The 21311-nt window shown below is 52.1% G+C and carries 15 protein-coding genes and 7 tRNA genes; 4 read left to right on the top strand and 18 right to left on the bottom strand.

What is annotated here, in order from left to right; genetic code table 11:
- Positions 1-96: 96 nt before the first annotated feature.
- The 6 genes from gltI to miaB form a co-directional block, all read right to left on the bottom strand.
- Positions 97-1005, bottom strand: a complete 909-nt coding sequence (gltI, locus tag M4I31_RS16330) for a glutamate/aspartate ABC transporter substrate-binding protein GltI (protein ID WP_003022762.1) — start codon at positions 1003-1005, stop codon at positions 97-99.
- A gap of 358 nt (positions 1006-1363) precedes the next feature.
- A complete protein-coding gene (lnt, locus tag M4I31_RS16325) occupies positions 1364-2902 on the bottom strand; it encodes an apolipoprotein N-acyltransferase (protein ID WP_085047512.1) in 1539 nt (512 codons plus the stop codon).
- Between the two features lie 24 nt (positions 2903-2926).
- Entirely contained in the window at positions 2927-3805 is an 879-nt protein-coding gene (gene corC, locus M4I31_RS16320; RefSeq protein WP_038638785.1) for a CNNM family magnesium/cobalt transport protein CorC, read from the bottom strand.
- A 96-nt stretch (positions 3806-3901) separates the two neighbouring features.
- Positions 3902-4369: an rRNA maturation RNase YbeY gene (gene ybeY, locus M4I31_RS16315; RefSeq protein WP_003835559.1), complete on the bottom strand. Its 468-nt coding sequence runs from the start codon at positions 4367-4369 to the stop codon at positions 3902-3904.
- Positions 4366-5412 (bottom strand): PhoH family protein, encoded by a 1047-nt coding sequence (locus tag M4I31_RS16310; RefSeq protein ID WP_019076268.1) that lies wholly within the window; start codon positions 5410-5412, stop codon positions 4366-4368. Before M4I31_RS16310 ends, ybeY begins: the two co-directional genes overlap by 4 nt.
- 153 nt (positions 5413-5565) lie before the next feature.
- Positions 5566-6996, bottom strand: coding sequence for a tRNA (N6-isopentenyl adenosine(37)-C2)-methylthiotransferase MiaB (gene miaB, locus M4I31_RS16305; RefSeq protein WP_085047762.1), 1431 nt, complete (start codon positions 6994-6996; stop codon positions 5566-5568).
- A 147-nt stretch (positions 6997-7143) separates the two neighbouring features.
- Between miaB and ubiF the strand changes: the two genes are divergently transcribed.
- Positions 7144-8319 carry a 3-demethoxyubiquinol 3-hydroxylase gene (gene ubiF, locus M4I31_RS16300; protein WP_085047511.1) on the top strand — a complete coding sequence of 392 codons (1176 nt, stop codon included), beginning with the start codon at positions 7144-7146 and terminating at the stop codon, positions 8317-8319.
- A 104-nt stretch (positions 8320-8423) separates the two neighbouring features.
- On the opposite strand, the gene M4I31_RS16295 is transcribed toward ubiF, so the two are convergent.
- The 12 genes from M4I31_RS16295 to nagB form a co-directional block, all read right to left on the bottom strand.
- Positions 8424-8498, bottom strand: a tRNA-Gln gene (locus M4I31_RS16295).
- A gap of 35 nt (positions 8499-8533) precedes the next feature.
- A tRNA-Gln gene (locus M4I31_RS16290) sits at positions 8534-8608 on the bottom strand.
- A 43-nt stretch (positions 8609-8651) separates the two neighbouring features.
- Positions 8652-8728: transfer RNA gene (locus M4I31_RS16285), tRNA-Met, on the bottom strand.
- A 21-nt stretch (positions 8729-8749) separates the two neighbouring features.
- Positions 8750-8824 (bottom strand) — tRNA-Gln (locus tag M4I31_RS16280).
- A gap of 37 nt (positions 8825-8861) precedes the next feature.
- A tRNA-Gln gene (locus M4I31_RS16275) sits at positions 8862-8936 on the bottom strand.
- A 23-nt stretch (positions 8937-8959) separates the two neighbouring features.
- Positions 8960-9044, bottom strand: a tRNA-Leu gene (locus M4I31_RS16270).
- A gap of 8 nt (positions 9045-9052) precedes the next feature.
- Positions 9053-9129, bottom strand: a tRNA-Met gene (locus M4I31_RS16265).
- A 223-nt stretch (positions 9130-9352) separates the two neighbouring features.
- Positions 9353-11017, bottom strand: coding sequence for an asparagine synthase B (gene asnB, locus M4I31_RS16260; protein WP_038638793.1), 1665 nt, complete (start codon positions 11015-11017; stop codon positions 9353-9355).
- Between the two features lie 251 nt (positions 11018-11268).
- Positions 11269-12021, bottom strand: coding sequence for a ribonucleotide monophosphatase NagD (nagD, locus tag M4I31_RS16255; protein WP_038638796.1), 753 nt, complete (start codon positions 12019-12021; stop codon positions 11269-11271).
- Positions 12022-12078: 57 nt separating this feature from the next.
- On the bottom strand, positions 12079-13299 hold the full coding sequence (locus M4I31_RS16250; protein WP_038638799.1) for an N-acetylglucosamine repressor: 1221 nt from the start codon (positions 13297-13299) through the stop codon (positions 12079-12081).
- Between the two features lie 8 nt (positions 13300-13307).
- Positions 13308-14456, bottom strand: a complete 1149-nt coding sequence (nagA, locus tag M4I31_RS16245) for an N-acetylglucosamine-6-phosphate deacetylase (protein WP_085047510.1) — start codon at positions 14454-14456, stop codon at positions 13308-13310.
- 60 nt (positions 14457-14516) lie between these two features.
- Positions 14517-15317: a glucosamine-6-phosphate deaminase gene (gene nagB, locus M4I31_RS16240; RefSeq protein WP_085047509.1), complete on the bottom strand. Its 801-nt coding sequence runs from the start codon at positions 15315-15317 to the stop codon at positions 14517-14519.
- A gap of 342 nt (positions 15318-15659) precedes the next feature.
- On the opposite strand from nagB, the gene nagE reads away from it, so the two are divergent.
- From nagE to chiP, 3 genes are all read left to right on the top strand, one after another.
- On the top strand, positions 15660-17609 hold the full coding sequence (nagE, locus tag M4I31_RS16235; RefSeq protein ID WP_085047508.1) for a PTS N-acetyl glucosamine transporter subunit IIABC: 1950 nt from the start codon (positions 15660-15662) through the stop codon (positions 17607-17609).
- A 186-nt stretch (positions 17610-17795) separates the two neighbouring features.
- Entirely contained in the window at positions 17796-19463 is a 1668-nt protein-coding gene (glnS, locus tag M4I31_RS16230) for a glutamine--tRNA ligase (RefSeq protein WP_038638804.1), read from the top strand.
- Between the two features lie 432 nt (positions 19464-19895).
- The gene (chiP, locus tag M4I31_RS16225; RefSeq protein ID WP_038638807.1) at positions 19896-21302 is read left to right on the top strand and encodes a chitoporin; all 1407 of its coding nucleotides are present in this window, start codon (positions 19896-19898) and stop codon (positions 21300-21302) included.
- The last annotated feature ends 9 nt before the right edge of the window (positions 21303-21311 follow it).

The raw sequence follows: 21311 nt of genomic DNA, 5'->3' as shown, positions 1-21311 counted from the left end.
CGGTTTTCAGGCCTGATGGGGAACGACCATCAGGCTTATAGTCTGTCCGTGCCGAGTAGCAATCGAGAGGGAGGGGAAGCCTCCCATTTATTTTAGTTAGTTAAGCGCTTTATCATTCGGTTCTTTGAACAGAGCTTTCATCTCATCTGACAGTTCGAAATTCATGTTCAGGTTCTTCGGTGGAATTGGGTTTTTAAACCACTTATCAAACCATTTTTCCGCTTCGCCTGAGGTCTGCGCCTTGGCGATCGTGTCGTCCATCAGCTTTTTGAACTCTGGGTCATCTTTACGCAACATGCAGCCGTAGGCTTCCTGAGACTGCGGCTTGCCGACGATCTCCCAGTTGTCTGGTTTCTTCGCCTTCGCGCGTTCACCAGCCAGCAGGGCGTCATCCATCATAAAGGCAACGGCGCGACCGCTTTCCAGAGTACGGAAAGAGTCACCATGGTCTTTCGCGCTGATGATGCGCATGTCCATTTTTTGTTCTTCGTTCAGCTTGTGCAGCAGCACTTCTGAGGTGGTACCCGAAGTCACGACCACGGCTTTGCCTTTCAGGTCAGCGAAATCTTTGACATCGCCGCCTTTTTTCGCCAGCAGACGGGTGCCGACAACGAAAATGGTGTCAGAGAATGCCGCTTGTTTTTGACGCTCGACGTTGTTGGTGGTGGAACCACATTCAAAGTCGAAGGTACCGTTTTGCAGCAGCGGGATACGGTTCTGTGAGGTAATCGGGATCAGTTTTACCTGCAGGTCAGGCTTGTTGAGTTTTTTCTTCACGGCTTCAACGATGGCGTTGGAGTAATCCTGTGAATAACCGACCACTTTTTGCTGATTATCGTAGTAAGAAAACGGTACCGATGATTCACGGTGACCGACAACGATAACGCCATTTTTGGCGATCTTGTCCAGCGTGCTGCCTGCCGCTGGTGCCGCATCTTCTGCGTGCGCCAGACCGGCGGACATTCCCATGACCAGCATGGCAGTGGCGAGCTTACGTAATTGCATATCCAACTCCTTTATCGTCTGCGCCAGGGACGCATTGATACCCATTGTGATGTTGTTATTGTTTGCTACTTAAACGTGCAGTCTTGTATATGTTTGTTAACATTTAGTTTGGATGAATGTAAAGAATTTGCTGTGTTATTGTTTATTTTTGCGAAGTGCGCCGCACCATTTGGGGGCAAAAATATCTTGTTGCACGTTTCAGGTGCTACCAAAGATCAACTTTGGTGCGACCAGGTTGCACATTCAGCCAAAACTGCGTTTGCCTTGTATAACAAAGCAATAGACGTGCCAGAATGGGCAAGGTAGGGGAGTTTGTCGGCCGGATAAACACATCGTTATCCGGCCTGGGGAAGGAAGGTTATTTACGACGCTGGCGCAGGCTCATTACCAGCGCGCCAAAGCCAAACAGTGCGGTAAGCAGCCATAGCGACCAGTTACCGGTACGGGCATACGGGGTTAAGCCCGTGGTTGGCGTTACGCTGGTGGTCAGAACCTGGCGGGTAAACTGCGGGATCATCGCCTGAATTTCACCCTGTGGACCAATCACCGCCGTAATACCGTTGTTGGTGCTACGCAGCAGCGGGCGCGCCAGTTCCAGGGAACGCATACGCGCCATCTGGAAGTGCTGCCATGGGCCGATAGACTTACCAAACCACGCATCGTTAGAGATGGTGAGCAGATAGTCCGTATCCGGGCGGAAGTTATCACGAACCTGTTCGCCAAGAATGATTTCGTAGCAGATTGCTGCGGTCAGCTTAAAGCCGTGCGCATGCAACTGTGGCTGCACATACGGCCCGCGGCTGAACGACGACATAGGCAGGTCAAAGAACGGCGCTAATGGGCGCAGGATCGATTCCAGCGGGACAAACTCGCCAAACGGTACCAGATGGTTTTTATTGTAGCGGTTACTGGAGTCGTAGCTGTACGGGCTGTCTTTACCCAGCGTGATGATGGTGTTGTAGGTGTCGTAACGGTTCTGCTTATTCAGCCGCGCGTCTACGATACCGGTAATCAACGTGCTGTTTTTCGATTTCAGCAGATCATCCATCATGCTCAAAAAACGCTGCTGGTTAATTTCCAGGTCCGGGATAGCGGACTCCGGCCAGATGATCAGCTGTGATTTACCCATTTCGGGCTGGGTGGCGTCGAGATAAATTTTCAGCGTGTTAAGTAGCTGACCCTCATCCCACTTCAGTGACTGCGGAATGTCACCCTGTACCATCGAAACCTGAGTTGTTTTTTCCGGCTCAAGCGTATACCACTGGATATAGCGCAGCGGGAAGGGCAGAGCGAAAAGCACCACGCCAGCAATCAGCGGTTTCCAGTTGCGCGTCACCAGCGCCAGCGCCAGCAGGCCACTGACCATCATCAGCAGGAAGTTAATCGCTTCAACGCCCATCACCGGCGCCAGCCCTTTTAACGGGCCGTCAATCTGGCTGTAACCAAACTGCAGCCACGGAAAGCCGGTCAGGACCCAGCCGCGCAGGAACTCGGTTATCTGCCAGACAACCGGCGCGGCAATGGCGACGCGTAGCCAGGTTGTTTTCGGCCACAGGCGTGACAACACGCCAGCAAACAGACCGGTATAGAGTGAAAGGTAGGCGGCAAGCAGTACCACAAGGAAAACGTTAACCGGACCTGGCATACCGCCAAACTGCGCGATGCTGACGTAGACCCAGTTAATGCCGGAGCCAAACAATCCCAGGCCCCAGAAGTAGCCGATAGCGGCTGACTGAAGTGGACGGCGGTTGAGGGTGAGAGCCTGCAGGCCCATCAGCGATACGATCGCCGCAGGCCAGATGTCATACGGAGAGAAAGCCAGCGTCCCGCAGGCACCGAATAATAACGCCAGCAGCAGGCGAATGCGCTGGCGTTCAATTAGTGAGGCAAATGCCATGTAGTCTTAGATCCAGTTTCGGGTTTATTCGTCCAGTTTGGGCTGGGGTGAGTCGTCCGGAATTCTGACATGAACCTGAATAATACGACGGCTGTCGGCCATTGCCACTTTGAACTGGTAACCATCAATGTCGATAGTCTCCCCACGAGCGGGAAGATGACCAAAGGCCTGCATAACCAGACCGCCAATGGTATCGACTTCTTCGTCGCTAAAGTGGGTGCCAAAGGCTTCGTTGAAGTCCTCAATTGGCGCCAGCGCGCGAATGGTCCAGGTGTGGCGACTGAGCTGACGGAAATCAATATCGTCTTCTTCGTCGTACTCATCTTCGATTTCACCAACGATCAGTTCAAGGATGTCCTCAATGGTCACCAGACCAGAGACACCGCCGAACTCGTCGATGACGATAGCCATATGATAACGCTGGGAGCGGAACTCTTTCAGCATGCGGTCAACACGCTTGCTTTCCGGTACGACAACCGCCTGGCGTAACACTTTCTCCATGCTGAAGGCTTCGGCATCGCTGCGCATAAACGGCAGCAGATCTTTGGCCATCAGAATCCCTTCAATGTGATCTTTGTCTTCGCTGATCACCGGGAAACGCGAGTGGGCTGACTCGATAATGACATCGAGGCATTCATCCAGGGTCTGGTTGCGTTTCAGGGTAATCATTTGAGAGCGGGGGATCATGATGTCGCGAACGCGCTGGTCCGCAATGTCCATCACCCCTTCGAGCATATCTCGCGTATCTTCATCGATAAGGTCGTTCTGCCCGGAATCACGGATCAGCTCCAACAGTTCGTCGCGGTTTTTGGGTTCACCGTGGAAAAGTTGGCTCAGTAACAGGGAAAAAAATCCCTTTTTGCTGGTTAACGTGTCACTACTGTGTGAATTGTCGTCGCTCATGGCGTCGTATGGGTTCTCATGTTAGTTAATAGGTCGCTCAATGCGCGTAAACTCAGCGCATGGCTTCATGGGAAGCCCGGGCAGATGCCCGACGGCTTATTCCTTCTCGGCAATGTACGGATCCTCATAGCCCAGAGCAAGCATAATCTCTGTTTCAAGGGATTCCATTTCTTCCGCTTCATCATCTTCGATATGGTCGTAGCCGAGTAAATGCAGGCTACCGTGCACCACCATGTGCGCCCAGTGGGCCTCAAGCGGTTTACCTTGCTCCTGCGCTTCTTTCTCAACCACCTGGCGGCAGATGATCAGATCGCCCAGCAGTGGCATCTCAATGCCCGGCGGGGCTTCAAACGGGAAAGAGAGCACGTTGGTTGATTTATCTTTCCCGCGATAGGTCAGGTTCAGCTCGTGGCTTTCCGCGTCATCAACCAGGCGAATCGTCACTTCAGACTCTTCCTGAAACTGCGGGATTACCGCATCCAGCCAGCCCTGAAACTGACTTTCTGTGGGTAAACCAGATTCGTCTTCACATGCCAGCTGTAAATCGAGAATAACCTGACTCATTTTTGCTCCTGCTCCTGAGCTTCGCGCTTGCGTTCCGCTGCCAGCTCGGCTTTTCGTTTCTGTTCTGCTTCTTCCCAGGCTTCATACGCCGTGACGATACGGGCGACTACCGGGTGGCGAACCACGTCTTCGCTATGGAAGAAATTAAAACTAATCTCGTCGACTTCGGCCAGCACCTCAATGGCATGACGCAGACCGGACTTAGTGCTACGCGGCAGGTCAATCTGCGTGATATCGCCGGTGATGACCGCTTTGGAGTTAAAGCCGATACGGGTCAGGAACATTTTCATCTGTTCGATGGTGGTGTTCTGGCTCTCATCAAGGATGATGAACGCATCGTTTAAGGTACGACCGCGCATATAGGCCAACGGTGCCACCTCAATGACGTTACGCTCGATCAGCTTTTCGACCTTCTCAAAACCGAGCATTTCGAACAGCGCGTCATACAGCGGACGTAAATAGGGATCGACTTTCTGACTCAGATCGCCTGGCAGGAAGCCCAGTTTTTCGCCGGCTTCCACTGCCGGACGGGTCAGCAGAATTCGACGGATCTCCTGGCGCTCAAGCGCATCGACCGCAGCGGCAACCGCAAGATACGTTTTACCCGTACCCGCAGGGCCAACGCCGAAGGTGATGTCGTGATCGAGGATGTTAGCGATGTACTGCGCCTGGTTCGGCGTACGCGGTTTAATCACTCCGCGCTTGGTTTTGATATTCACCGCTTTGCCAAATTCCGGCACGCTGTCCGCGCTTTGCTCAAGCACACGCGCTTCTTTAATCGCCAGATGAATTTGCTCAGGTTCAATGTCCTGCGTCTGACCGCGCATTGGGGCGGTATCGACATACAGGCTGCGTAAAATATCAGCCGCAGCGGTGACGCAAATTGGGCGACCGGTCAGCTTAAAGTGGTTATCCCGACGGTTAATTTCGATGCCGAGGCGACGTTCCAGCTGTTTGATGTTGTCATCAAATGGACCGCAAAGGCTCAACAGACGGGCGTTGTCTGCGGGTTCAAGGGTGATTTCGCGAGTGTCTATGTTCAAACTGTTCCTCTTTAGCATGTCTCGCCGGACGCTGAACATTTACCGGCATCTAAGGAAATTATTCACGCCATAGGGAAAAGGCGCAAGCATTGCAATAAATATGGGGATTGCGGGAGGAAATACAAGGCCCGTCAGAGCTGACGGGCCAGAAGATTAAGGCTGGTAAATACCGACGCCCAGATCGTTTTCTTTGCGGGTACGCGCAATGACCGACTCAGGGGATTCTGCGATGCGCAGGCCCATTTCGTCTTCGGTGCGCACCACTTTACCGCGCAGGGAGTTCGTCCAGACATCGGTAATTTCAACATCCACAAACTTACCGACCATTTCCGGGGTGCCTTCAAAGTTCACCACGCGGTTGTTTTCGGTACGCCCTGACAACTCCATGATGCTCTTACGTGATGTGCCTTCAACCAGAATACGCTGGGTTGTGCCGACCATACGGCGGCTCCAGGCCATGGCCTGCTGGTTAATACGCTCCTGCAGGATATACAGACGCTGTTTTTTCTCTTCTTCCGGTACGTCGTCAACCATATCGGCAGCCGGGGTGCCAGGACGCGCAGAGAAGATAAAGCTGTAGCTCATGTCAAAATTCACGTCAGCAATCAACTTCATGGTCTGCTCGAAATCCTGTGTGGTTTCGCCAGGGAAGCCAACGATGAAATCTGAGCTAATCTGAATGTCCGGACGCGCCGCGCGCAGTTTGCGAATGATCGCTTTATATTCCAGCGCGGTATGGGTGCGTCCCATCAGATTCAGTACGCGATCTGAACCGCTCTGTACCGGCAGGTGCAGGAAACTCACCAGCTCCGGCGTATCGCGATAAACTTCAATGATATCATCGGTGAACTCGATCGGATGGCTGGTGGTGAAGCGGATACGGTCAATGCCGTCGATCGCCGCAACCAGGCGCAGCAGGTCAGCAAACGATCCTGTCGTGCCATCATAGTTCTCACCGCGCCAGGCGTTCACGTTTTGCCCCAGCAGGTTCACTTCACGCACGCCTTGCGCCGCAAGCTGAGCGATTTCAAACAGGATGTCATCCGCCGGGCGGCTGACTTCTTCACCGCGGGTGTAGGGCACCACGCAGTAGGTACAATATTTATTACAGCCTTCCATGATGGACACAAACGCGCTTGGACCTTCAGCACGCGGTTCCGGCAGGCGGTCAAACTTTTCGATCTCCGGGAAACTGATATCAACTACCGGGCTACGGCTAGTGCTTCCACGTACTTTGTTGATCATTTCCGGCAGGCGATGCAGAGTCTGCGGCCCAAAAATAATATCGACGTAGTGGGCGCGCTGGCGAATATGATCGCCTTCCTGAGATGCGACACAGCCACCGACACCGATGATGAGATTGGGGTTTTTCTCTTTTAACAGCTTCCAGCGGCCCAACTGATGGAAAACTTTTTCCTGAGCCTTCTCACGGATTGAGCAGGTATTCAGCAGCAGCACATCCGCTTCTTCCGCCACGTCGGTCAGTTGATACCCATGAGTGGCATCCAGCAGATCGGCCATCTTCGATGAATCGTATTCGTTCATCTGACAGCCCCAGGTTTTAATATGGAGTTTTTTGGTCATCGACTTGCTCTTGCGAAATTGTGGCTGAAATGCAGGGCGCATAGTGTACTGCTTTGGCGCGGTTGTGACCAGTATGACGGATGTCAGCCTCAAGGGGTAAAAAATCCTGTAAACTTACACAATACATGTAACAGGATGATTGACCACATGACAAATCAACCAACGGAAATTGCCATTGTCGGCGGGGGGATGGTCGGCGGCGCGCTGGCGCTTGGACTGGCGCAGCATGGATTTACGGTAACGGTCATTGAACATGCCGTTCCCGCGCCGTTTGTGGCTGATGGACAGCCCGATGTCAGAATTTCCGCCATTAGCTCCGCCTCGGTGTCGTTGCTGAAAGGGCTGGGGGTCTGGGATACGGTTCAGGGTATGCGCAGTCATCCTTACCGTCGTCTGGAAACGTGGGAATGGGAAAATGCCCATGTAATGTTTGATGCCGCCGAGCTTAAGTTACCTTTGCTGGGTTATATGGTGGAAAACACGGTTCTGCAACAGGCACTCTGGCAGGCGCTGGAAGCCCACCCGAAAGTCACGCTGCGCGTACCGGCGTCATTGATCTCTCTGCATCAGCATGATGATCGTCACGAGCTTGAACTGGCTGGCGGTGAGAAAATCAGCGCGAAGCTGGTGATCGGCGCGGACGGCGCAAATTCTCAGGTGCGGAAAATGGCCGGGATTGGTATTCATGCCTGGCAGTACGCGCAGTCCTGCATGTTAATCACCGTACAATGCGAGAACGTACCTGGCGACAGCACCTGGCAACAATTCACGCCTGACGGTCCGCGCGCATTTTTACCGCTGTTTGATAACTGGGCCTCGCTGGTGTGGTATGACTCACCGGCGCGTATCCGCCAACTGCAGGGTTTGAGCATGTCGCAACTGCAGGTGGAGATCGCCAAACACTTCCCGTCGCGACTCGGAAACGTTACGCCTGTGGCGGCGGGGGCATTCCCGCTTACGCGTCGTCACGCGCTACAATATGTCCAGCCAGGTCTGGCGTTGGTGGGCGATGCCGCGCATACCATTCATCCGCTGGCGGGGCAGGGCGTTAATCTGGGGTTCCGTGATGTGGATGCGCTGATTGACGTGCTGGTTAATGCGCGCAGCTACGGTGAATCCTGGGCCAGTCAGCCGGTACTGAAGCGCTATCAGAATCGTCGTATGACTGATAATTTCATTATGCAGAGTGGGATGGATCTGTTCTACGCCGGATTCAGCAACAACCTGCAACCGCTGCGTATCATGCGTAATCTCGGGTTAATGGCCGCAGAGCGCGCAGGCGTACTGAAACGTCAGGCCTTGAAGTATGCGTTAGGATTGTAATTCAGGCAGGCCTACGGGGGAAATACGTAGGCCTGATAAGCGGAGCGCCATCAGGCGATAAACGCAGAAAAGCAAAAAGCTCGCCGAAGCGAGCTTTTTTAATATGGCTGGGGTACGAGGATTCGAACCTCGGAATGCTGGTATCAGAAACCAGAGCCTTACCGCTTGGCGATACCCCAACGGGCGCACCCACAATGTGGACGACTTTTGAAATTGGCTGGGGTACGAGGATTCGAACCTCGGAATGCCGGAATCAGAATCCGGTGCCTTACCGCTTGGCGATACCCCAACAATATTTTGGCTTTACCGAACGAGTCGATACGTCCTTAATATGGTGGCTACGACGGGATTCGAACCTGTGACCCCATCATTATGAGTGATGTGCTCTAACCAGCTGAGCTACGTAGCCTGATACTATTATATTCTTCGATGGCTGGGGTACCTGGATTCGAACCAGGGAATGCCGGTATCAAAAACCGGTGCCTTACCGCTTGGCGATACCCCAATGACCGTTGCGGTGAACCGCTATATCGAAGAAAAAATGGCTGGGGTACCTGGATTCGAACCAGGGAATGCCGGTATCAAAAACCGGTGCCTTACCGCTTGGCGATACCCCATCCGTGCAACGCTTACGGGTGAATGGTGCGGGAGGCGAGACTTGAACTCGCACACCTTGCGGCGCCAGAACCTAAATCTGGTGCGTCTACCAATTTCGCCACTCCCGCAAAAAAGATGGTGGCTACGACGGGATTCGAACCTGTGACCCCATCATTATGAGTGATGTGCTCTAACCAGCTGAGCTACGTAGCCATCTTTTTTTCGCGTAACCTTATCGGCGTTGCGGGGCGCATTATGCGTATTGAGCCTTGAAGCGTCAACCCCTTTTTCATTGAAAACAGCTGGAATGTGACTGTTTGGTTAGGTTGCGAACAGCATGGCGCAATATTCGGCAATTATTAGTTATTAATTGTTTTTTTGCACAGAAAACAGACATAAAAAAAGAGCCCCGTAGGGCTCTTTTCTAAGGATTAACTTATTTATAAGCGGACTGATGTACGCCAACCGCACGACCAGAGGGATCGTTCATGGTTTTAAACGCTTCATCCCATTCAATCGCTTTGGCGGAAGAACAGGCTACTGATGGTCCGCCAGGCACGCATTCCGCCGCGCTGGCAACCGGGAACAATTCTTCAAAAATCTCACGGTACAAATACGCTTCTTTAGACGATGGCGTGTTGTAAGGGAAACGGAAGCTGGCGGTTTCCAGTTGTTGGTCAGAAACTTGCTCAGCAGCCACCTCTTTCAAGGTATCGATCCAACTGTAACCGACACCATCAGAGAACTGCTCTTTCTGACGCCATGCGACGCTGGCAGGCAGGTAAGATTCAAAACATTCGCGCAGCACATGTTTTTCCATTTTGCCGTTGCCGCACATTTTATCCTGCGGGTTGATGCGCATCGCCACATCAAGGAATTTCTTATCCAGGAAAGGCACGCGAGCTTCCACACCCCAGGCAGACATCGCTTTGTTGGCGCGGGCGCAGTCGAACATATGCAGCGCCTGCAGCTTACGCACGGTTTCTTCATGCAGCTCTTTCGCGTCTGGCGCTTTGTGGAAATAGAGATAGCCGCCGAATACTTCGTCAGAGCCTTCACCCGACAGCACCATTTTAATGCCCATCGCTTTAATTTTACGCGACATTAAGTACATCGGCGTTGAGGCGCGGATCGTTGTGACATCGTAGGTTTCGATGTGATAAATCACGTCGCGGATAGCATCCAGACCTTCCTGCACGGTGAAGTGGATCTCATGGTGCACGGTACCCAGATGGTTCGCGACCTCTTGCGCGGCTTGCAGATCCGGTGCGCCTTCCAGGCCGACGGCGAAGGAGTGCAACTGTGGCCACCAGGCTTCGCTACGTTCCTGATCTTCAACACGGCGCGCCGCGTATTTTTTCGTAATCGCGGAAATGACCGAGGAATCCAGACCACCGGACAGCAGTACACCATAAGGAACATCTGACATCAGATGGCTTTTCACCGCATCTTCCAGCGCCTGACGCAGCTCGTTTTTATCGGTCACGTTGTCTTTGACCGCATCGTAATCAAACCAATCACGCTGATAATACTGACGAATTTCGCCGTCCTTACTCCACAAATAGCTACCGGCCGGGAATTCTTTGATTGTGCGACATACCGGAACCAGAGCTTTCATTTCAGACGCGACGTAGAAGTTACCGTGTTCGTCGTACCCCATATACAGTGGGATGATCCCGATGTGATCGCGACCAATCAGATAAGCGTCCTGTTCGCTGTCGTACAGGGCAAAAGCAAACATGCCTTGTAGGTCATCCAGGAACTCCGGGCCTTTTTCCTGATACAGCGCAAGGATAACTTCGCAGTCTGAACCGGTCTGGAACTGATAGCGATCGCCGTATTCCGCGCGCAGCGCCTGATGGTTATAAATTTCACCGTTAACCGCCAGGATATGCGTTTTCTTCACGTTGTACAGCGGCTGAGCACCGGCATTGACGTCGACGATGGACAGACGTTCGTGCGCCAGAATGGCGTTATCACTGGCGTAAATACCTGACCAGTCCGGGCCGCGATGGCGCATCAGACGAGATAATTCCAGGGCTTTTTTACGCAGTTCAACTGCGTCAGTTTTAATATCGAATACGCCAAAAATAGAACACATAACCTTCTCCGTTAACCTGTTGCGTGATGCTTTTTATGTTTGCTTGATAAAGAAAATGCCGCAAAGCGGGAGAGGGCGCAAGCGAATTACGGTGCGGAAAATAAAAAACGCAATGGTCATTGCTGATTGGTGAAAAAAGATTACGTAATGAGCGCTATTATTGATGAATCAGCAGTGAAAAGATGAATTTATTGAATGGGTGTGTTTTTCAGGCCGGATAACTTGCAGGTATTGTTATCCGGCCAAAGAGATTAAATGACGTCTATCTCAGCAACGGATGGATAAATCCAGCTCGGTCTGAACGGCATGCTGTCGATGTCGTCAAGCGTTGAGACGCCAGACAATACCAGAATGGTTTCCAGACCGGCCTGGAAGCCCGCCAGAATATCGGTACGCAGGTTATCGCCAACGATAACGGTCTCTTCCGAGTGCGCCTGCATTTTGTTGAGCGCCGCGCGAATAATCCACGGACTGGGTTTGCCGACATAAAACGGCTTACGGCCAGAGATTTTCTCGATACCGGCGCACAGTGCACCGCAGGCGGGATAAAAGCCGCGGCCGTGAGTATCCGGGTTTGTGGCGATGAAACGCGCGCCGTTAGCGACAAAATATGCTGCTTTATGCATCATGTCCCAGTTATAGGAGCGCGTCTCGCCAACAATCACAAAATCGGGGTTCACGTCGGTAATGGTAAACCCGGCTTTATACAGCTCATGAATTAACGCGCCTTCACCTACCACGTAGGCTTTTTTGCCTTCCTGGCGACGAAGAAAATCAGCGGTAGCCATGGCGGAAGTATAAAAGACGCTATCGGGGACATTCACTCCCGCGGTGGCGAAGCGGTTTGCCAGATCTTGCCCGGTCTGTGAAGGATAGTTAGTCAGCAGAACTAACGGCAGGCCTTTTTCCAGGATCCCGGTCAGAAATTCTGCCGCACCCGGTACGGCGACATTGTCGTGCATCAGCACGCCGTCGATATCACAAATTACATTCTTAATGGTCATGAACAACCTAGGGAATAAGTTATGAGTCTTATAGTAATCCACTACTATATGAGAGCATTAGTTTTCCAGCAAACGTTGCAGCAGTGTACCGTTGAGCATCGCACGCTTCACCAGCGCAAAGGCGCCAATGGCGGAACGGTGATCCAGCGTGGAACGAACCACCGGTAAATTGTGGCGAAACGCTTTCAACGCCTGCGTGTTGATACAGCTTTCTATTGCAGGCAGCAGCACTTTATCTGCCTCAGTAATTTCGCCTGCAATGACGATTTTTTGTGGGTTAAACAGGTTGATGGCGATGGCGATGGTTTTACCCAAGTGGCGACCAACGTGTTCAATCACTTCTGCTGCCAGGTTATCGCCCTTATTTGCCGCCTTACAGATAGCTTTAATATTGCAATCATCCAGCGTGAGTCGGCTGGGATAACCCTGTTTCAGTAAGTTTTGCACGCGGTGCTCGATAGACGCATTGGCGGCAATGGTTTCCAGACAGCCGAAGTTACCGCAGTGACAGCGCTCACCCAGCGGTTCAACCTGAATGTGACCAATCTCGCCCACGTTGCCATTGCGACCGATGAAAATTCGGCCATTGGAAATAATTCCCGCCCCGGTTCCGCGGTGAACTCGCACTAAAATGGAGTCTTCGCAATCCTGGCTTGCCCCGAAATAGTGCTCGGCCAGCGCCAGGCTGCGGATATCATGACCGACAAAGCAGGTAACCTTGAAGCGTTTTTCGAGCGCCTCGACCAGCCCCCAGTTTTCGACCTGAATGTGCGGCATATAGCGAATGACGCCGCTTTCAGGATCAACCAGGCCGGGCAGGATGACGGAAATCGCAATCAGCTCGCGGATTTTCCGCTGGCAGCTGTCAATAAAAGTGGCAATGGTGTTGAGCAGCGCATACTCCAGCGTTTCCTGGGTGCGCTCCGGGAGAGGGTAATGCTCTTCAGCGACCACTTTACTGCTCATATCATAGAGCGTGAGCGTCGTGTCGTGACGGCCCAGACGTACGCCAATGGCGTGGAAATTGCGGGTTTCGGTGACGATAGAGATAGCGCGGCGGCCCCCGGTGGAGGCCTGCTGATCGACTTCTTTGATCAGCCCGCGTTCGATCAACTGACGCGTAATTTTGGTTACGCTGGCGGGGGCAAGCTGGCTTTGCTCGGCAATTTGAATACGCGAGATTGGCCCATGCTGGTCAATCAGGCGATAAACCGCCGCGCTGTTAAGCTGTTTTACGAGATCAACATTACCTATTTGAGCTTGTCCGCCTGGTGTCATTCTTTCTCTTACTCAGTAACGACCTCGTTGCCATTAACGATGGTCTTGATGATTTTAAAGTCGTGCGTAAACGCAGTCAGGTTGGCTACTTTGCCTGGCGCGATGCTGCCGAGTCGTTTGTCGACGCCAATGGCGCGAGCAGGGTAGAGCGTTGCCATGCGTAACACTTCGTCGAGAGCGATATTCGCATGTTCGACCAGATTGCGTACGCCTTCAATCATGGTTAATGATGAACCGCTCAATGTCCCGTTCTCATCAACGCACAATCCATTCCGGTAGTATATTGTTTTACCAGCGAAAATGAACTGTTCAATATTGGCACCTGCCGGCGCGGTCGCGTCGGTGACCAGGCACAGCTTGTCGCCTTTCAGGCGCTTGGCATTACGGATGTTAACGTAGTCAACATGCAGACCATCAGCGATGATACCGCAATAAATATCGGCTTCGTCAAGAATAGCGCCCGCCAGGCCTGGTTCGCGGCCCGTTATATAAGGCATGGCGTTAAACAGATGCGTTGCAAAGGTAATCCCTGCGCGGAAGCCGATTTTGGCCTCTTTTACCGTCGCATTGGAGTGACCGGCGGAAACCACGATACCTGCATTTACCAGTTTGGTGATGACCTCTACCGGGACCATTTCTGGCGCCAGCGTCACTTTGGTTATCACGTCAGCATTATCGCACAGGAAATCAACCAACGCAGCGTCCGGTTGACGGACAAATCCCGGATTATGGGTGCCTTTTTTCACCAGATTGAGCCACGGACCTTCCAGATGAAGTCCTAATGCCTGATTCGGGTGTTTCGCCAGGTATTCACGCATGACGCGAACGCCTTGTTTCATCAGGTCATCGCTGGTGGTGATAAGCGTAGGCAGATAGTTGGTGCAGCCTGATTTTTCATTGGCTTTCTGCATGATTTCCAGCGTTTCGACGGTCACGGCTTCTGCCGTATCGTTAAACTGTACGCCACCGCAGCCGTTTAGCTGTACATCGATAAAACCGGGGGAAATAATGGCCCCATTCAGTGAGCGCTGTTCAATTCCTGACGGTAACTCAGTCAGTGGGCAAACGCTGTCAATCAGGCCATTGGCGACAACAATCGCATGGTCATCAAGAATTTCGTGACCGGTAAAGATCCGGCCCTGGGTTAAAGCATACATTCCGACCCCCGATTTCAAAAAATGCCGCCCTGCAACTTATCGACAGGGCGGAGACATCAATTACAGACCTTTAATATTTTCCGCTTCTAACTCGTTAAAGTATTTCAGCGTTTTCACTTTCAGTTCCATGGTGGAAGGCTCATCGCACACCACAACGGCTTTTGGATGCAACTGCAGACAGCTGATGGTCCACATGTGGTTAACGTTGCCTTCAACGGCGGCTTGCAGCGCCTGCGCCTTCTGGTGACCCAGTACCAGGATCATCACCTCTTCGGCATCCAACAGGGTGCCCACGCCCACGGTCAGGGCATATTTCGGCACCTGGTTTACGTCGCCGTCAAAGAAGCGTGAGTTAGCAACACGCGTGTCGTGAGTCAGCGTTTTGATACGGGTACGGGAAGCCAAAGAGGAGGCTGGTTCGTTGAACGCGATGTGACCATCGTTGCCTACACCGCCCATAAACAGGTGGATTTTACCGTAAGAACGGATTTTTTCTTCATACTGACGGCATTCTGCATCAATATCCGGCGCGTTACCATTGAGGAGGTTGATGTTTTCTGCTGGAATATCAACGTGATCAAAGAAGTTACGATGCATGAAGCTGTGATAGCTTTCCGGATGCTCTTTCGGCAGGCCAACATATTCGTCCATATTGAAAGTGACAACATGCTTGAAGCTCACCTGGCCCGCTTTATGCATTTCAACCAATGCCTTATAAGCTGTCAGCGGAGTACCGCCCGTCGGCAGGCCCAGAACGAACGGGCGATCTGCCGTTGGTTTGAACGCGTTAATACGGTTAACGATATGGCGAGCAGCCCATTTGCCGACTTGTTCAGCGGTATTCAGGGGGATCAGTCTCATTCTTCACCTCAAAAGTAAATGTAAGCAATTGGCGGATTGAGTCTCTGTGCAGTATTAAGCGTAACCTGGTTTTGCATCGGTAAGGATCAATCCGTTTCGATTTTTTGAATGATAAAATAAGTTTTCGTAGTTAGCCAGTGAAAGGGAGGGTTAATAACGATATTTGGTGACTGGAATCACAAAAAACACGCGTTTAATTTGCGATACGAATTAAATTTTCACACACTCAGTATGTAGATGAATGGTTAATATCGTTGATCCAGAATCTTGCTGTCAGGAATGGTCGCACAATAAAAATATGGCTTCAAAGAAGCCTAATCGGGGTCTCGTAGGGGGAATAAAATGAATATTTTAGGTTTTTTCCAGCGGCTGGGTAGGGCGTTACAGCTCCCCATCGCTGTGCTGCCAGTCGCGGCACTGTTGCTGCGATTCGGCCAACCAGATTTACTAAACGTACCTTTTATCGCGCAAGCGGGTGGGGCTATCTTCGATAACCTGGCGCTGATTTTCGCTATCGGTGTGGCTTCCAGCTGGTCAAAAGACAGCGCGGGTGCGGCAGCGCTGGCAGGTGCGGTCGGTTACTTCATATTGACCAAAGCAATGGTTACCATTAACCCGGCCATCAATATGGGTGTACTGGCGGGTATCATCACCGGTCTGGTTGGCGGTGCGGTGTATAACCGTTGGTCTGGTATCAAACTGCCTGACTTCCTGAGCTTCTTTGGCGGCAAACGCTTCGTGCCGATCGCCACTGGCTTCTTCTGTCTGGTGCTGGCTGCTATCTTCGGTTACGTGTGGCCGCCGGTGCAGAACGCCATCCATGCGGGTGGTGAGTGGATCGTAGGCGCTGGCGCGTTGGGTTCCGGTATCTTTGGTTTCATCAACCGTCTGCTGATCCCAACCGGTCTGCATCAGGTTCTGAATACCATCGCCTGGTTCCAGATTGGCGAATTTACTAACGCCGCTGGCACCGTTTTCCACGGTGACATCAACCGCTTCTATGCGGGTGACGGCACTGCGGGTATGTTCATGTCTGGTTTCTTCCCGATCATGATGTTTGGTCTGCCGGGTGCGGCGCTGGCGATGTACTTCGCTGCTCCGAAAGCGCGTCGCCCGATGGTTGGCGGCATGCTGCTGTCCGTTGCGATCACCGCGTTCCTGACCGGTGTTACCGAGCCGCTGGAATTCCTGTTCATGTTCCTGGCGCCACTGCTGTATCTCCTGCACGCACTGTTAACCGGTATCAGCCTGTTCGTTGCGACGATGCTGGGGATCCACGCGGGCTTCTCCTTCTCCGCAGGTGCTATCGACTACGTGTTGATGTACAACCTGCCGGCAGCAAGTAAGAACGTCTGGATGCTGGTCGTGATGGGTCTGGTCTTCTTCGTCATCTACTTTGTGTTGTTCAGCGCGGTTATTCGTATGTTTAACCTGAAAACGCCGGGCCGCGAAGATAAAGAAGACGATATCGTTACAGAAGAAGCGAACAGCAATACTGAAGAAGGTCTGGCTCAACTGGCAACCAGCTACATTGCTGCGGTTGGCGGTACCGATAACCTGAAAGCGATTGATGCCTGTATCACCCGTCTGCGTCTGACTGTGGCCGATTCTGGTCGCGTAAACGATGCGATGTGTAAACGCTTAGGCGCATCGGGTGTCGTTAAGCTGAACAAACAAACTATCCAGGTCATCGTAGGTGCGAAAGCGGAATCCATCGGCGACGAAATGAAGAAAGTTGTGGCGCGTGGCCCGGTTGCGGCAGCGTCTGCTGAAAGTGCACCAGCAGCAGCGGCCCCGGTGGCAAAACCGCAGGCTGTAGCGAACGCAGTCACCGTTGAAGCGCTGGTTTCTCCGATTACCGGTGACGTCGTTGCGCTGGAGCAGGTTCCTGATGAAGCCTTCGCCAGCAAAGCGGTAGGCGACGGCGTTGCGGTGAAACCAACAGATAAAATCGTGGTTGCTCCGGCTGCGGGCACTATCGTGAAAATCTTCAACACCAATCATGCGTTCTGTCTGGAAACCGTTAAAGGCGCGGAAATCGTAGTCCATATGGGTATCGATACCGTCGCGCTGGAAGGTAAAGGCTTTAAACGCCTGGTTGAAGAAGGTGCGGAAGTGACGGCGGGTCAACCGATTCTGGAAATGGATCTGGATTTCCTGAACGCCAATGCACGTTCCATGATTAGCCCGGTTGTGTGCAGCAACAGCGATGATTTCGGCGCTCTGGTCATTAAAGCCGAAGGTCATGTGGTTGCCGGTCAGACACCACTGTATGAGATTAAAGGTAAATAACTGCTCCTGAGTAAAGTGAGTTAAATGCCTTAAGCGGCGGGGGATATTCCTCCGCCGCTTTTTTTTGCAGCAATTGGCCCCAATATTTTCGATTGATACATATTTTGCGTAACTAAAGGTTGTCAGTCTGCCTGGCTTATAAGATCATATTCCGTTATACGTTGTTTACGCTTTGAGGAATCCACGATGAGTGAGGCTGAAGCCCGCCCGAGTAACTTTATTCGTCAGATCATCGATGAAGATCTGGCCAGTGGTAAGCACACCACGATCCATACCCGTTTTCCGCCGGAGCCAAATGGCTATCTGCACATTGGCCACGCGAAATCCATTTGTCTGAACTTTGGTATTGCGCAAGATTACCAGGGCCAGTGCAACCTGCGTTTTGATGATACGAACCCGGTTAAAGAAGATATCGAGTACGTTGAGTCGATTAAAAACGACGTTGAATGGTTAGGTTTCCACTGGACTGGTGACATTCGCTACTCGTCGGATTACTTCGATCAGCTTCATGCCTATGCGGTAGAGCTTATTAATAAAGGTCTGGCGTACGTTGATGAACTGTCAGCGGACGAAATTCGCGAATACCGCGGTACGCTGACTCAGCCGGGTAAAAACAGCCCGTTCCGCGATCGCAGCGTCGAAGAGAACCTCGCGCTGTTCGAAAAAATGCGTACCGGTGGCTTTGAAGAAGGTAAAGCCTGCCTGCGCGCGAAAATCGACATGGCGTCGCCGTTTATTGTGATGCGCGATCCGGTGCTGTACCGTATTAAGTTCGCTGAACACCACCAGACCGGCAACAAGTGGTGCATCTACCCGATGTACGACTTTACCCACTGCATCAGCGATGCGCTGGAAGGCATTACCCACTCGCTGTGTACGCTGGAGTTCCAGGATAACCGTCGTCTGTATGACTGGGTGCTGGACAACATCACCATCCCGGTTCACCCGCGTCAGTATGAATTCTCGCGCCTGAATCTGGAATACACCGTGATGTCCAAGCGCAAGCTGAACCTGCTGGTGACCGACAAGCACGTTGAGGGCTGGGACGATCCGCGCATGCCGACCATCTCTGGCCTGCGTCGTCGCGGTTATACCGCGGCCGCTATCCGTGAATTCTGCAAACGCATTGGCGTGACCAAGCAGGACAACACCATTGAGATCGCCTCTCTGGAATCCTGCATTCGTGAAGATCTGAATGAAAACGCGCCGCGCGCGATGGCGGTTATCGATCCGGTGAAACTGGTTATCGAAAACTACCCGCAGGGCGAGAGCGAAATGGTAACCATGCCTAATCATCCGAATAAACCGGAAATGGGCAGCCGTGAAGTGCCGTTCAGCGGTGAAATCTGGATCGATCGCGCTGACTTCCGCGAAGAAGCGAACAAGCAGTACAAGCGTCTGGTGATGGGCAAAGAAGTTCGTTTGCGTAATGCTTACGTGATCAAGGCCGAGCGTGTAGAGAAAGATGCGGAAGGGAATATTACCACCATTTTCTGCACTTACGATGCCGATACTCTGAGCAAAGATCCGGCCGATGGTCGTAAAGTAAAAGGTGTTATTCACTGGGTCAGTGCGGCACATGCGTTACCGATTGAAATCCGCCTGTACGATCGTTTGTTTAGCGTACCGAACCCAGGTGCGGCAGAGGACTTCCTGTCCGTGATTAACCCGGAATCCCTGGTGATTAAACACGGCTACGGCGAGCCATCGCTGCAGGCCGCGGTCGCAGGCAAAGCGTTCCAGTTTGAACGTGAAGGTTACTTCTGCCTTGACAGCCGCTACGCTACGGCTGACAAGCTGGTGTTTAACCGCACCGTTGGTCTGCGCGATACGTGGGCTAAAGCGGGCGAATAAGCCGCAACACATCCTGTCTAAACGCCGCTTCATGCGGCGTTTTTTTACGCCAAAACGTTTTCCAGGCTCCATTTGCGGAGCGAATTAATTACATGCCTGTAATAATGAATCGGCTGAATGTTTTTACCTTTAAATAACTTACCGCAATATGAAATCGGCTGAAACCGATTTCATCCCCATGGAAAACAAGCGGTTTTTTCTTTTTTTCAACGCTTTTTTATCTCCCGATGAAAATGTAACAGAAAGCAATGAAATATGTGCGGTTGCTCATACTATTACATACTCGTTACAGAAAGAGATTGATAATTCGCGTCGCGAAAAATAGTCTATTCATTGTAGTCACTGAGGTTTTCTTAGCACTACTTTTTTAATTTTTGTTTTTTCGCTGACCGCTTTTATCGGCAGCATTTTTATGTCAAAGAGGATTAACATATGCGTACGTTTAGTGGCAAACGTAGTACGCTGGCGCTGGCTATCGCCGGTATCACAGCAATGTCGGGTTTCGTTGTCGCTCCTCAGGCTCACGCCGAAGGTTTCATTGATGACTCCACTTTAACCGGCGGCATCTATTACTGGCAGCGTGAGCGTGACCGTAAAGATGTCACCGATCATGACAAATACAAAACCAACCTTTCTCACTCCACATGGAACGCCAACCTCGACTTCCAGTCCGGTTATGCGGCCGATATGTTTGGTATTGATATCGCAGCATTCACCGCGATTGAAATGAACGAAAGTAGCGAAAGCGGCCATCCAAACGAAATCGCATTCTCTTCAAAAAATAAAGGCTACGACGAAGATTACTCCGGCGATAAGAGCGGAATTAGCCTGTATAAAGCAGCAGCCAAATTTAAATACGGCCCAACCTGGGCGCGCGCCGGTTACATTCAACCAACCGGGCAGACGCTATTGGCTCCGCACTGGAGCTTTATGCCTGGTACTTATCAGGGTGCCGAAGCCGGTGCCAACTTCGACTATGGTGATGCCGGCGCACTGAGCTTCTCCTATATGTGGGCCAATGAATATAAAGCGCCGTGGCACACCGAAGTCGATAAATTCTATCAGGCCGATAAAAAGACCAGCGTAGATTACCTGCACTCAATCGGCGCGAAATATGACTTCAAAAATAACCTGTTGCTGGAAGCGGCATTTGGTCAATCTGAAGGCTACGTCGATCAGTACTTCGCGAAAGCCAGCTACAAATTCGATTTAGGCGGTAACCCGTTTACCACCAGTTATCAGTTCTACGGCGCGCGCGACAAAGTTGATGACCGCACCGTGAACGATATTTATGACGGCACGGCCTGGCTGCAGGCGTTGACCTTCGGCTACAAAGTGGCGGAAGTGGTTGACCTGCGACTGGAAGGGACCTGGGTTAAAGCGGACGGGCAGCAGGGGTACTTCCTGCAGCGTATGACCCCGACCTACGCCTCATCAAACGGTCGTCTGGATATCTGGTGGGACAACCGCTCCGACTTCAACGCCAACGGCGAAAAGGCCGTCTTCTTCGGCGCAATGTATGACCTGAAGAACTGGAACCTGCCGGGTTGGGCAGTCGGCGCGTCCTACGTTTACGCCTGGGATGCCAAGCCATCTACCTGGCAGCTCAATCCGGATGCGTACTACGACAAAAACCGGACTATCGAAGAGTCTTCTTACAGCCTGGATGCGGTCTATACCCTGCAGGACGGTCGTGCGAAGGGCACCATGTTTAAACTGCACTTCACCCAGTACGACAACCATTCAGACATTCCGAGCTGGGGCGGTGGTTATGGCAACATCTTCCAGGATGAACGCGACGTGAAGTTCATCGTTATTGCTCCGTTCACCATCTTCTAATGCCAACAG

The organism is Citrobacter sp. XT1-2-2, from assembly GCF_023516235.1.
In the GTDB taxonomy this organism is placed as follows: Bacteria; Pseudomonadota; Gammaproteobacteria; order Enterobacterales; family Enterobacteriaceae; genus Citrobacter; species Citrobacter werkmanii.
The sequence above is the reverse complement of the archived record's forward strand: the minus strand, read 5'-3'. Positions and strand labels throughout refer to the sequence as shown.

What these genes read in the sequence shown, in the direction of transcription:
- gltI (WP_003022762.1), bottom strand. Translation starts at nt 1,005, where the DNA reads ATGCAATTACGTAAGCTCGCCACTGCCATGCTGGTCATGGGAATGTCC.
- lnt (WP_085047512.1), bottom strand. Translation starts at nt 2,902, where the DNA reads ATGGCATTTGCCTCACTAATTGAACGCCAGCGCATTCGCCTGCTGCTG.
- corC (WP_038638785.1), bottom strand. Translation starts at nt 3,805, where the DNA reads ATGAGCGACGACAATTCACACAGTAGTGACACGTTAACCAGCAAAAAG.
- ybeY (WP_003835559.1), bottom strand. Translation starts at nt 4,369, where the DNA reads ATGAGTCAGGTTATTCTCGATTTACAGCTGGCATGTGAAGACGAATCT.
- miaB (WP_085047762.1), bottom strand. Translation starts at nt 6,996, where the DNA reads ATGACCAAAAAACTCCATATTAAAACCTGGGGCTGTCAGATGAACGAA.
- ubiF (WP_085047511.1), top strand. Translation starts at nt 7,144, where the DNA reads ATGACAAATCAACCAACGGAAATTGCCATTGTCGGCGGGGGGATGGTC.
- asnB (WP_038638793.1), bottom strand. Translation starts at nt 11,017, where the DNA reads ATGTGTTCTATTTTTGGCGTATTCGATATTAAAACTGACGCAGTTGAA.
- nagD (WP_038638796.1), bottom strand. Translation starts at nt 12,021, where the DNA reads ATGACCATTAAGAATGTAATTTGTGATATCGACGGCGTGCTGATGCAC.
- M4I31_RS16250 (WP_038638799.1), bottom strand. Translation starts at nt 13,299, where the DNA reads ATGACACCAGGCGGACAAGCTCAAATAGGTAATGTTGATCTCGTAAAA.
- nagA (WP_085047510.1), bottom strand. Translation starts at nt 14,456, where the DNA reads ATGTATGCTTTAACCCAGGGCCGGATCTTTACCGGTCACGAAATTCTT.
- nagB (WP_085047509.1), bottom strand. Translation starts at nt 15,317, where the DNA reads ATGAGACTGATCCCCCTGAATACCGCTGAACAAGTCGGCAAATGGGCT.
- nagE (WP_085047508.1), top strand. Translation starts at nt 15,660, where the DNA reads ATGAATATTTTAGGTTTTTTCCAGCGGCTGGGTAGGGCGTTACAGCTC.
- glnS (WP_038638804.1), top strand. Translation starts at nt 17,796, where the DNA reads ATGAGTGAGGCTGAAGCCCGCCCGAGTAACTTTATTCGTCAGATCATC.
- chiP (WP_038638807.1), top strand. Translation starts at nt 19,896, where the DNA reads ATGCGTACGTTTAGTGGCAAACGTAGTACGCTGGCGCTGGCTATCGCC.